Annotated in this window: 10 protein-coding genes; 7 read left to right on the forward strand and 3 right to left on the reverse strand. The window is 68.1% G+C overall.

What is annotated here, in order from left to right; genetic code table 11:
• Window positions 1-213 precede the first annotated feature (213 nt).
• Window positions 214-1626: a vanillate/3-O-methylgallate O-demethylase gene (ligM, locus tag AC1DGI_RS04190; RefSeq protein ID WP_476897881.1), complete on the forward strand. Its 1413-nt coding sequence runs from the start codon at window positions 214-216 to the stop codon at window positions 1624-1626.
• Between the two features lie 25 nt (window positions 1627-1651).
• Here the strand turns inward: ligM and AC1DGI_RS04195 are convergent, their stop codons facing one another.
• Complete coding sequence (locus AC1DGI_RS04195; protein WP_476897882.1) at window positions 1652-2344, reverse strand: GntR family transcriptional regulator; 693 nt, start codon at window positions 2342-2344, stop codon at window positions 1652-1654.
• A gap of 45 nt (window positions 2345-2389) precedes the next feature.
• Here AC1DGI_RS04195 and AC1DGI_RS04200 point away from each other — a divergent pair, with 45 nt between their 5' ends.
• Window positions 2390-3217: an NAD(P)-dependent oxidoreductase gene (locus tag AC1DGI_RS04200; protein ID WP_476897883.1), complete on the forward strand. Its 828-nt coding sequence runs from the start codon at window positions 2390-2392 to the stop codon at window positions 3215-3217.
• A gap of 17 nt (window positions 3218-3234) precedes the next feature.
• Here AC1DGI_RS04200 and AC1DGI_RS04205 read toward each other — a convergent pair whose 3' ends face one another.
• On the reverse strand, window positions 3235-3471 hold the full coding sequence (locus tag AC1DGI_RS04205; RefSeq protein WP_441401868.1) for a hypothetical protein: 237 nt from the start codon (window positions 3469-3471) through the stop codon (window positions 3235-3237).
• Between the two features lie 184 nt (window positions 3472-3655).
• Here AC1DGI_RS04205 and AC1DGI_RS04210 point away from each other — a divergent pair, with 184 nt between their 5' ends.
• Both AC1DGI_RS04210 and AC1DGI_RS04215 read left to right on the forward strand, forming a co-directional pair.
• A complete protein-coding gene (locus tag AC1DGI_RS04210) occupies window positions 3656-4732 on the forward strand; it encodes an ATP-dependent DNA ligase (protein WP_476897884.1) in 1077 nt (358 codons plus the stop codon).
• A 60-nt stretch (window positions 4733-4792) separates the two neighbouring features.
• A complete protein-coding gene (locus AC1DGI_RS04215; RefSeq protein WP_476897885.1) occupies window positions 4793-5302 on the forward strand; it encodes a TspO/MBR family protein in 510 nt (169 codons plus the stop codon).
• Window positions 5303-5406: 104 nt separating this feature from the next.
• Here AC1DGI_RS04215 and AC1DGI_RS04220 read toward each other — a convergent pair whose 3' ends face one another.
• Window positions 5407-6726 carry an MFS transporter gene (locus AC1DGI_RS04220; RefSeq protein ID WP_476897886.1) on the reverse strand — a complete coding sequence of 440 codons (1320 nt, stop codon included), beginning with the start codon at window positions 6724-6726 and terminating at the stop codon, window positions 5407-5409.
• Between the two features lie 226 nt (window positions 6727-6952).
• On the opposite strand from AC1DGI_RS04220, the gene AC1DGI_RS04225 reads away from it, so the two are divergent.
• The 3 genes from AC1DGI_RS04225 (at window position 6953) to AC1DGI_RS04235 (ending at window position 10762) form a co-directional block, all read left to right on the forward strand.
• Window positions 6953-7795, forward strand: a complete 843-nt coding sequence (locus AC1DGI_RS04225) for an IclR family transcriptional regulator (RefSeq protein ID WP_476897887.1) — start codon at window positions 6953-6955, stop codon at window positions 7793-7795.
• A 124-nt stretch (window positions 7796-7919) separates the two neighbouring features.
• Window positions 7920-8801 (forward strand): shikimate dehydrogenase, encoded by an 882-nt coding sequence (locus AC1DGI_RS04230; protein WP_441400276.1) that lies wholly within the window; start codon window positions 7920-7922, stop codon window positions 8799-8801.
• On the forward strand, window positions 8801-10762 hold the full coding sequence (locus tag AC1DGI_RS04235) for a TIM barrel protein (RefSeq protein WP_476897888.1): 1962 nt from the start codon (window positions 8801-8803) through the stop codon (window positions 10760-10762). The genes AC1DGI_RS04230 and AC1DGI_RS04235 overlap by 1 nt, the downstream gene beginning before the upstream one ends.
• The last annotated feature ends 45 nt before the right edge of the window (window positions 10763-10807 follow it).

Consider the following 10807-nt stretch of genomic DNA (forward strand, 5'->3'; position numbering starts at 1 on the left):
CCGAACGAAGGAGTTCACAGTGACGGATGTTCCGCAGTGTCGCAGAGCCTGCAGGCAGCCCTCGACCGGCTGGGCTCGCCGGTTGAACTTCTGCGCATCTCGCCATCGCGCCCCTACGTGTTTCCCTGCGCTCGTGCAGTACGCACGCGAAAGCTACCGCGCCGCCTAGCGGTGCGGCCCCGGCACCCGAATGAAACCGAAGGAGAATACCTGATGGCCCAGAAGTCCCTGCAGGATGTGCTCGACGCGGCGGGCAACACCGTCGAACTGCTTCGCAACTCCCAACTCGGCACGTATATCTACCCAGTGGTCCCTGCGGAGTTCACCAATTGGCGGCGCGAGCAGCGTGCCTGGCGGGAGACGGCAGTGCTCTACGACCAGTCCCACCACATGGTGAACTTCTTCATGAAGGGCCCGGACGCGCTCAAGCTCCTCTCGGACACCGGCATTAACAGCTTCGCGAACTTCCCCGTGAACACGGCCAAACAGTTCGTGCCGACGGCATCCAACGGCGGCGTGATCGGCGACGGCATCCTGTTCCACCAGGCCAAGGACGACTTCGTCTACGTCGGACGGGCCCCCGCGGCGAACTGGCTCCAGTTCCACGCCGAGACCGGCGGGTACGACGTCGAATGCGTTTATGACGACCGGTCGCCGTCACGGCCCTACGGCGAGGCCGTCCGGCGCGAGTACTACCGCTTCCAGATCCAGGGCCCGAACGCCTGGCAGATCATCGAAAAACTCAATGGCGCGACGCTAGAGCAGGTGAAGTTCTTCCACATGGGCCAGCTGGGGATTGCGGGCGAGCAGGTGCGCACCCTGCGGCACGGAATGGCCGGCGCCCCGGGGCTGGAGATCTGGGGCCCCTACGAGCAGCACGGGAAGATCCGCGACGCCGTGCTCGAAGCCGGCGCCGAATTCGGCATCGAACCCTGCGGCTCGCGTGCCTACTCCTCCAACACGCTTGAGTCCGGCTGGATTCCATCCCCACTTCCGGCGATTTACAGCAGCGACGCTGAACGCGCCTACCGTCAATGGCTGCCGGCTGCGAGCTACGAAGCGACCAATGCCCTGGCCGGCTCGTTCGTCTCCCCGAACATTGAGGACTACTACCTCACCCCGTGGGAGCTCGGCTACGGTTCGTTCGTGAAGTTCGACCACGACTTTATCGGCCGTGAGGCCCTCGAGAAGATCGATCCGGCCAGGCAGCGCAAGAAGGTCACGCTGGCGTGGAACGACGAGGACCTGGCCAAGATCTGGGCTTCCTTCCTGGACCGCGACACCCCCGGTTACCAGTCCTTTGACGTCCCCAATGCGAACTACGGCTCGTCGAATTACGACTCGGTGGTGGACGCTGACGGCGCGGCAGTGGGCCTCTCACTCTTCACCGGCGTGACGGCCAACGAGCGGCGCGGCCTGTCGCTGGCCACGGTGGATCCCAACGTGGAGGTCGGCACCGAGGTCCGCGTCGTATGGGGGGAACCCGACGGCGGGTCACGCAAGACCACGGTGGAACCGCACGAACAGCTCAGCGTGCGCGCCGTCGTGAGCCCTGTGCCCTACGCCGTCACGGCACGCACCGAGTACCACGGCGGATGGCGCACGGCGGGTGCTGCGGCCCACTGACGGGCGGCTGCCAGACACAGCGGGGTCAAGTAGCGGGTGCCTCGGATTCCGCCGCCGACACTTCGCGGAGGGCCTCGATGACGCTGAGCAGGTGGCTGCGCACCGCCCGCTCGGCGGCGTCGGGATTCCGGGCGACGACGGCGTCAATGATCGCGGCGTGCTCCAGCACCGAGACCTTCGCCCGCTGGGGACGTGACGACAACTTGAACTGGTGCCGGACGCTTTGGGCGTGCAGCCGGGCCAGGACGTCGGCGGCGGTGGCATGGTGGCTGAGTTCGCGGATCCGGTTGTCGAGGGAGAGGTGCAGCCGCGAGTATTCGACCAGGTCGCCCTCGGCCACCGACTCGATCATCCGGGCCCGCAGGCCTTCCAGGGCCGCGGCGTCGTCGTCGGAAATGCTCGCGGCGGTTTTGGCGGCGCACAAGCCCTCGACGCCGATCCGCACTTCCAGGATCTCGATGGCCTCGTCAACGGAGATGGCCCGAACCCGGGAGCCACGGTTAGGAAGGCGTTCCACCAGGCCCTCGCCCGCGAGTTCGAGCAGTGCGGTGCGGACAGTCGCCCGGCTGGCCGAGAACGCCGCACTGAGGTCGGCCTCGATGAGACGCTGGTTGGGTGCGTACTCCCCCCGGATGATCGCGGCCCGGATGACGTCGGTGACCCGCTTGTCCAGGGCGGCCGCCGCCTCCGGTGAAGGACTGCCAGTTGCTGACGACATTTGCACTCAACTCCCGGAAATGACCGTACAAAGGAAGGAACCCCGATGCGGGACACCATTTTGTCTACAATCTTAGGAGCATCGGAGGGGAGTGCCCGCAGGCGCGTCGCAGTACTCGGTCTCGGCGAGGCCGGGAGCATCTATGCCGCGGACCTCGCCGGGCGCGGAGCGGCCGTGACGGCCACCGATCCCATGGCCGCTGCAACGCCGCCCGGGGTCACCCGCACCGGCAGCATCGCCGGGGCGGTGCGCGGCGCCGGCCTGGTGCTGAGCCTGGTCGGGGGACGGGCCGCGGAAGCCGCCCTTGAGGAGGCCCTCCCCGCGATGGAGCCGGCAGCCATCTTCGCCGACCTGAACACCGCCGGGCCCGCCGACAAGCAGCGGTTCGCCCAACGCGCGGAGCAGCACGGCATCGGGTTCGTCGACGTCGCCATCCTGGCGCCGGTTCCCCGCGCCCGGATCGCAACCCCCCTGCTGATCAGCGGCGCGGGGTCGGACGCGCTGCTGCCGGTTCTGGCCGGCTGGGGGATCCCGGCGACGAGTGCGGGCCGCGACGCCGGGGCGGCCGCCGGGCTGAAGCTGCTTCGGAGCGTCTTCATGAAGGGCCTTGCGGCCACTGTCCTTGAGTCCGTCACAGCCGCAAGGGCCGTGGGAGCCGAGGACTGGATCATCGGCCAGATCGCCTCGGAGCTGGGCCCGTCCGGCCCGGCGCTGGTAGCGCGGATCCTCGAAAGCACACCGGTCCATGCCGCGCGCCGGGAGGCCGAGATGTCCGATGTGCGCTCATACCTTGAGACACTCGGAGCCTCCCATCCAATCACCGACGGCACCATCCAGTGGCTGCATTCGCTGGTACCGGGCAATGCTTCCTGACGGCGCCGGCGCCCGGGTCAGGCCACCCGCCACAGGCTACACTCGTCCGCGTTGACTGCCTTGCGGGTACCCGACTGCCGGTCCAGGATCCAGACAACGCCGATCCCGGGTGCGGTCTCTTGGACGCTGCCGCGGCGGATCACGACGTCGTCGTAATTCGGGCCGACGCGCAGCCGGGCTTCGATCTCGTCGCCGCGGTGCAGCTGATCGAGGGCACGGACCCGGGTTATTTGGGCTTTGGCTTCCTTCAACATGGCGGGCCTCCCGGACTGGAGCTGGTGCCTGCGCTTGCCGGCCCTTCCAGTGTCCGGCGCCAATGTTGCCGCTGCGTTTCCGGTCGGTAAGCGGTGCGTTAGTTTTCCGGCCCGGACCGGAATTCAAGGCGCCGGACCGGCGGGGGGATCGACGCGGGCGTCCTGCCACGCCAGAATGGGCCCTATGCGACTGCCGCTGATGCCCCCGATCGCGCCGATGCTGGCGAAAGCCGTAAGTGCCCTGCCCGACGGGCCCATGAGTTTCGAGCCCAAGTGGGACGGCTTCCGTTCCATCATCTTCCGTGACGGCGACGAGGTGGAGATCGGCAGCCGCAACGGCAAACCCCTCACCCGCTACTTCCCGGAGCTTGTGGAGGCCCTGAAACTGAACCTCCCGCCGCGCTGCGTGGTCGACGGCGAGATCATCCTGGTCGGAGCCACGGGGGACCGGCTCGACTTCGACGGGCTCCAGCAGCGGATCCACCCCGCGGCGAGCCGGGTTCGTCTGCTCGCCGAGCAAACCCCCGCGAGCTTCGTCGCCTTCGACCTGCTGGCCCTCAACGAGGAGGACCTCACCGGCAGGCCTTTCGCAGAGCGCCGCGCGGCCCTGGAACGGGCCCTCGCGGGCAGTGCCGCGCCGGTCCACCTGACCGCGGCGACCGGGGACCGGGAGACCGCTGGACGGTGGTTCCGACAGTTCGAGGGCGCCGGACTGGACGGCATTATTGCGAAGGCCCTCGACTCGAAGTACCAACCGGCCAAACGCACCATGTTCAAGGTCAAGCACGAACGTACCGCTGACTGTGTGCTCGCCGGCTACCGGGTGCACACCTCCGGCCCGGACCGGATCGGCTCGCTGCTGTTGGGGCTGTACAACGACGACGGCGTGCTTGCCAGCGTGGGCGTCGTGGGCGCCTTTCCGATGCAGCGCCGCAAGGAATTGTTCGAGGAGCTTCAGCCGCTGGTCACCGACTTTGCGGAGCATCCGTGGGCCTGGGCCAAGCAGGAGGAGGGGGCCCGCACGCCGCGCAACTCCGAGGGAAGCCGCTGGAGCGGAGGAAAGGACCTCAGCTTTACTCCGCTGCGCCCGGAGCGGGTCTTGGAAGTGAAGTATGACCATATGGAGGGCGAACGGTTCCGTCACACGAGCCAGTTTGTCCGCTGGCGTCCGGACCGGGAGCCCGGCTCCTGCACTTACGGCCAGCTCGAGGAGCCGGTGCGTTACGACCTGGCGGCCGTGCTGGGCGCCGGTCCCGGCTAGCGGACGAGCGGCTGTGCGCGCCGGGCCGAGGCGGGCCGGCCATGAGACGAATAGGGATCAATGATGAAACTGATGACCGTGTTGTGGACCGCGGCCGCGACCGCCGCGACGGCAGCGGCCGGCGGGGTGGCGACAGATCCGGGCAGCCGCTGGTACCAGCGGCTGCGCAAGCCGGGCTGGCAGCCGCCCGCGCTTGCCTTCCCGGTCGTTTGGACGGCGCTGTACGCGGACCTCGCCGTGAGTTCCGCCGTCGCGCTGGACAGCCGGGATGCTGACGACGGGCAGGACGGGAGGCGGGAGATCCGCGCCTATCAGGGCGCCCTCGCCGCAAACCTCATCCTCAACGCGGCGTGGAGCTGGCTTTTCTGGCGCTCCCGACGGCCGTGGCTGGCCGCGGCCGAGTGCGCCGTGCTGGCGCTCAGCAGTGCGGATCTGGTCCGGCGGACCCACCACTTGAACCGCCGCGCCGGCGTCGCGCTGGCTCCCTACGCCGCGTGGTGCGGATTCGCCACCGTCCTCTCCACAGCAATCGCACGGCTCAACCCCGGAACGCCCGCCCGGCCGCGGTAGGCCGTCATGTCTTCCGGCCGCACGGCACCGAAACGCGCGTCAGCACACGGAAAAGCCCGGCATGTTCGGTGAACACACCGGGCCTTGCCAGTGGGAGTGACGACCTAGCGCAGGCCGAGCTCCTTGGTGGGAACCTTGAAGGTTTCCTTGGCCGTCAGTGCCGAGATGGCAGCGATGGCGCAGATGATCGCGGTGAAAATGCTGATCTGGACCCAGCCGCCGGGCTTGATGCCGCCCATCGCCGCTACGATTGCCGGGGCAAAGCCGGCCATCAGGAAGCCGAGCTGGGTGCCGATCGCGAGGCCGGAGAAGCGGACCTTGGTGCTGAACATCTCCGCGTAGAAGGAGGGCCAGACGGCGTTGGAGGCCGCGTAGCCGAAGGAGAAGAATCCGATGGCGGCCAGGAACATCAGCAGGATGCTGCCGGATTCGAGGCTGAGCAGGAACACCGGAGTCAACACCGCGCTGGCGATGGCGCCGTAAATGAAGACCGGCTTGCGGCCGATCCGGTCGGCCAGCTTGCCGAAGAGCGGCTGGGTGCCGAGGGCGACGAGGTTGGCGCCGACGACGAGCCAGAGCGTGACGGTGCCGTCGACATTGGCGACATTCTTGGCGTAGCTGATGGCCAGGGTCCCGAAGACGGTCGACACAGCGGCGATGAAGGCGCAGGCAACCACGCGCAGGACGTCGCGCCAGTGGTGCTTGAGCAGGTCGGCGACCGGGAGCTTGGAAATCTGGGCGGTCTTCTGGGCTTCCGCGAAGGCCGGCGGTTCGTGCAGGGTGCGGCGGATGAAGAACGCGACCATGACGACGACGGCGCTAAGCCAGAACGGGATGCGCCAGCCGATGCCGTACTTGACCTCGTCGGGGAGCGCCAGCACCGGAATGAAAACGAGTGCGGCAAGGATCTGGCCGCCCTGGGTGCCGGTCAGGGTCCAGGAGGTGAAGAAGGATCGGCGGTTGTCCGGGGCGTGCTCCAGGGTCATGGAGGAGGCGCCGGCCTGCTCGCCGGCGGCGGAAAGGCCCTGGCAGAGCCGGGCGATCACGAGCAGCACGGGAGCCCACCAGCCGACGGTCTTGAAGTCGGGCAGGCAGCCGATCACGAACGTGGAGGCGCCCATCAGGAGCAGCGTGAACATCAGGACCTTCCGGCGGCCCACCCGGTCGCCGAAGTGGCCCAGGATGACGGCACCGACCGGCCGCGCCACGTACGCGAAGCCGAAGGTCGCGAAGGACATGATCGAGGCGTTCGCGTCGGCGTCCGGGAAGAAGACCTTGGGAAAAATCAATGCTGCGGCGGAACCGAAGATGAAGAAGTCGTAGTACTCGACGGCGCTGCCTAGGAAGCTGGCGAGGGCTGCCTTCTTAGGTGTCCCGGCCGGTGCGGCAGTGCCCGGCGTCGTAGACGGGAGTGTCTGGCTCATGGTGTTCCTTCGATGTGACGACGTTGTCGCGGATGGATCGGAAAGGTCCCGCCGGCCGGTGGCTTCAATTGTGCGGCAGCCGGTGGACCGAGGAAAGACCCGGACTAGTAGCCACATGGTGGGAGCTACTTGTGCGATGTAACCAGCATGGCTGTGAGGGCGATCACTTGTCAAAAAAAATAATCATCATCTAGCAATAGCTCTCACCATGTGGCAATATCGATACATGAGTGTGAACCAAGACACAGAGCCGGCCATCGATCCCGACGACGCGGTTGACGGGCCGGAAAAACCCACGCGGCAGGCCCGGGAGGAATCCCGCACCGACATGGTGGGCAAGGCCCTGGGCCTGCTGGTACTGCTGGGCGACGAGCCGCGCGGGGCCAGTGCCGCCGGGCTTTCGCGCCGCGCCGACCTTCCCTTCAGCACCACCTACCGGCTGCTCGGCTCTCTTACCAGGGACGGCTTCGTGGACTACGAGCCCGACGGCCGCCGCTACCACCTGGGCCTGCGCGTCTTCCAGCTGGGCCAGCGGGTTTCCAACCATCATGGCTTCGCTGGCACCGCGCTGCCCATCCTGCGGCGCGTCACCGAGGAATCCGGCGAAGCCACCATCCTCTCCGTGCGCGACGGGGTCCACCATCTCACCGTCAACAAGGTGGACGGACCGCAAACCTTCCGGGTCACCTCCGACCCGGGCCACCTTGGCGCCCTGCACACCACCTCGGTGGGCAAGGCGCTCATCGCGTTTGCCGACGACACCACCCGGCGCCAGCTGGTGGAGGAGCTCGAGCTGGAACCGCTGACGGAGCTTTCAATCACGGACCGGGATGCCTTCCGCGCCGAGATCGAGCTGGTCCGGCAGCGCGGTTACGCCACGATGGATGAGGAAAACGAGCTGGGCATGCGCGCCGTCGCTGTTCCGGTCTTCAATGCCCAGGGCCACGCGTTCGCCTCGCTGGCCACCGCCGTTCCCGTCTTCAGGATGAGCATGGTGGCCCTGGTGGCCCTCGTGCCGCTGCTCCAGGCCGCGGCGTCCGAGCTCTCCGCCAGACTTCCCCAGCAGTAGCGATGTTCGTAATGAGAACACTAGTGCAGTATGTGAACATCTACGGTAATGTAATTCCCATCACCCGGCCGGCCGCCGCTCGCAGCGCCGCCCGTCGAGTGCCGTTGTCAAAGGAGCTAGACGGATGAGCAACCGAGCGGAGTCCTTCCTCGTAGGGCTGGTAGGCGATGGCGTCATGCCGTCGCTCACGCCCCTCATGCACGAAAGGGAAGGCGATCGGCAGGGCCTGCGGTACCTGTACCGGCCCATCGACCTCACCGAACTCAGCCTCCCCGGCGAGGCCGTCGGGAACCTCCTCACCGGAGCCTACCGGCTCGGCTTCAACGGCTTGAACATCACCCATCCCTGCAAGCAACTGGTGCTTGAGCACTTGGACGAGATCTCCCCTGACGCCCGCCGCCTCGGTGCCGTCAACACCGTGATCATCCGTGATGGCCGCTTCATCGGCCACAATACCGACTTCTCCGGCTTCGCCTCTGCCCTCGGCTCGGGCCTGCCCGGGGCGAAGCTGGACCGTGTGGTGCAACTCGGGGCCGGCGGCGCCGGCTCGGCCGTCGCCTACGCCCTGCTGACCGCCGGTGTCCGCCGGCTGGACCTGGTGGACACTGACGCCGCCCGCTGCGCCGCCCGCGCGGCGGAACTGGCCGGCTACTTTCCGGATGCCGAAGTGACGTCGCGGACGCCGGCGGACCTTCCCGGGCTCATGCCGCTGGCCGACGGCCTGGTGCACTGCACCCCCGTGGGCATGGCCGCCCATCCCGGCGTCCCGCTGGATGTGTCGCTGGTGGAATCGCGGCACTGGGTTGCGGACATTGTGTACCGGCCGATCGAGACCGAACTCGTCCGGGAGGCCCGGGCCAAGGGCTGCGAGGTGCTCGACGGCGGCCGGATGGCTGTGGGCCAGGCGGCCGACGCCTTCCGGATCTTCACCGGCCTGGAGGCCGACCCGGAGCGTATGCGTGCCCACTTCCTGGAGCTCGTGGCCGCCGAGGAGGTGGCAGCCTGATGCGCACCGGAATCGCCACCGTCTGCCTCTCCGGCACCCTGAAGGAAAAAATGCGGGCCTGCGCCGCCGCCGGCTTCGACGGGATCGAGATCTTCGAGCAGGATCTCGTCACCTCCTCGCTCAGCCCGGAGGAGATCCGGACGACGGCCGCGGACCTGGGCCTGCGCCTCGACCTTTACCAGCCCTTCCGGGACTTCGACAGCGTCCCGGAGGACCTCCTCGCCGCCAACCTGCGCCGCGCGGAGGCCAAGTTCCGGCTCATGTCCCGGCTGGGCGTGGACACCATCCTGGTCTGCTCCAACGTGGCCACCGCCAGCATCGACGACGACGACCTGCGCGCCGCCCAGCTGTCCCGGCTGGCCTCACTGGCGGGCGAACACGGGGTGAAGGTCGCCTACGAGGCCCTGGCCTGGGGCCGCTACGTCAATGACTACGAACACGCCTACCGCCTGGTGGAACGGGTGGACCACCCGAACCTGGGCACCTGCCTCGACTCCTTCCACATCCTGTCCCGGGACTGGGACACGGCACCGATTGAGCGGTTCAACCCGGACAAGATCTTCTTCGTCCAGGTGGCGGACGCCCCGAAGCTGTCCCTGGACGTGCTCTCCTGGAGCCGGCACTACCGGGTCTTCCCGGGCGAGGGGCAGTTCGAGCTTGCCAAGTTCATGGGGCACGTGGTCCGGGCCGGCTACTCCGGCCCGGTCTCCCTCGAGGTCTTCAACGACGTCTTCCGGCAGTCCGACGTCGAACGCACCGCCGTGGACGCGATGCGTTCGCTGATCTGGCTCGAGGAACAAAGCGCCCAGTGGCTGGACGCCCATGCCTCCCTGGCTGAAGCCGGCGAACCGGCCGGCCAGGGCGCCCGGGGCGCCGGCCGCCGTCGTCATCCGATGGAGCTGGCCACGTTGCCGCAGGTGGCCGAACCGGCCGGATTCAACTTCGCCGAAGTGCGGGCAGCGGACACCGGCGCACTGGAAACCTTGCTGGGCCAGCTCGGATTCGCGTTCAACGGCCGGCACCGGACCAAGAACGTGCAACTGTGGACCATGGGCCAGGCGCGCGTGATCATCAACGAGGAAGCCCCCGCCGCCGCGGAGACTGCCATTGCCGCGATCGGCTTCGACGTCGATTCCCCCGTGGTCGCCGCCGCCCGGGCACAACAGCTCAAGGCCCCCGCGGTGCCGCGCAAGAGCCAGGCCAACGAGGAAATCTTCCAGGGCTTCGCCGCCCCGGATTCCACCGAGGTGTTCCTCTGCCAGGGCAGCCCGGACGGCACGGCTGCCTGGGTCGATGAGTTCGGTGCGGCCGGCGACCCGGGATCCGGCGCGGGACGCGGCGCGCCCGGCGCGCCCGACGCCCCGCAGGCCCTGATCGACCACATCAACCTCGCCCAGCCCTGGCAGCATTTCGACGAGGCTGTGCTCTTCTACACCAGTGCGCTGGCCCTGGAACCGCAGCCGTACGCCGAGGTGGCCAGCCCCACCGGTTTGGTCCGGTCCCAGGTGATGACCACCCGCGACCGGGGCGTGCGGCTGGTGCTGAACCTGGCGCCGCTGCTCCAGCAGGAGGGCGGCCCGGAGTCCGACTCCGCCGGCGCCGCACCGCGCCGGACCTACCAGGAACACATCGCCTTCGCGGTGCACGACCTCGTGGCGACGGCCCGCGCCGCCCGCAGCCGCGGCCTGGAGTTCCTGCGCATCCCGGCGAACTATTACGAGGACCTGGCTGCCCGCTTCGACCTGGACCCTGCGTTCCTGGCCACCCTGCGCGAGCTGAACCTGCTCTATGACCGCGACGCCGACGGCGAGTTCCTGCACTTCTACACCGCCACGGCGGGCAGCGTGTTTTTCGAAATGGTGGAACGCCGCGGCTCCTACGACGGCTACGGCGCCCCCAACGCCCCGGTCCGGCACGCCGTCCAATACGACCACCTGCACCAGCTGAAACTCACCGCCTGACCCCACCGGTCAGGACCGTCCCACCCAACCCAACGAAAGGAGGCT

It is taken from the genome of Arthrobacter sp. 05N428_2 (genome assembly GCF_056397065.1).

Excerpts from the sequence above, each read along its gene's own strand:
- ligM (WP_476897881.1), top strand. The coding sequence starts at position 214 with ATGGCCCAGAAGTCCCTGCAGGATGTGCTCGACGCGGCGGGCAACACC.
- AC1DGI_RS04195 (WP_476897882.1), bottom strand. The coding sequence starts at position 2,344 with ATGTCGTCAGCAACTGGCAGTCCTTCACCGGAGGCGGCGGCCGCCCTG.
- AC1DGI_RS04200 (WP_476897883.1), top strand. The coding sequence starts at position 2,390 with ATGCGGGACACCATTTTGTCTACAATCTTAGGAGCATCGGAGGGGAGT.
- AC1DGI_RS04205 (WP_441401868.1), bottom strand. The coding sequence starts at position 3,471 with ATGTTGAAGGAAGCCAAAGCCCAAATAACCCGGGTCCGTGCCCTCGAT.
- AC1DGI_RS04210 (WP_476897884.1), top strand. The coding sequence starts at position 3,656 with ATGCGACTGCCGCTGATGCCCCCGATCGCGCCGATGCTGGCGAAAGCC.
- AC1DGI_RS04215 (WP_476897885.1), top strand. The coding sequence starts at position 4,793 with ATGATGAAACTGATGACCGTGTTGTGGACCGCGGCCGCGACCGCCGCG.
- AC1DGI_RS04220 (WP_476897886.1), bottom strand. The coding sequence starts at position 6,726 with ATGAGCCAGACACTCCCGTCTACGACGCCGGGCACTGCCGCACCGGCC.
- AC1DGI_RS04225 (WP_476897887.1), top strand. The coding sequence starts at position 6,953 with ATGAGTGTGAACCAAGACACAGAGCCGGCCATCGATCCCGACGACGCG.
- AC1DGI_RS04230 (WP_441400276.1), top strand. The coding sequence starts at position 7,920 with ATGAGCAACCGAGCGGAGTCCTTCCTCGTAGGGCTGGTAGGCGATGGC.
- AC1DGI_RS04235 (WP_476897888.1), top strand. The coding sequence starts at position 8,801 with ATGCGCACCGGAATCGCCACCGTCTGCCTCTCCGGCACCCTGAAGGAA.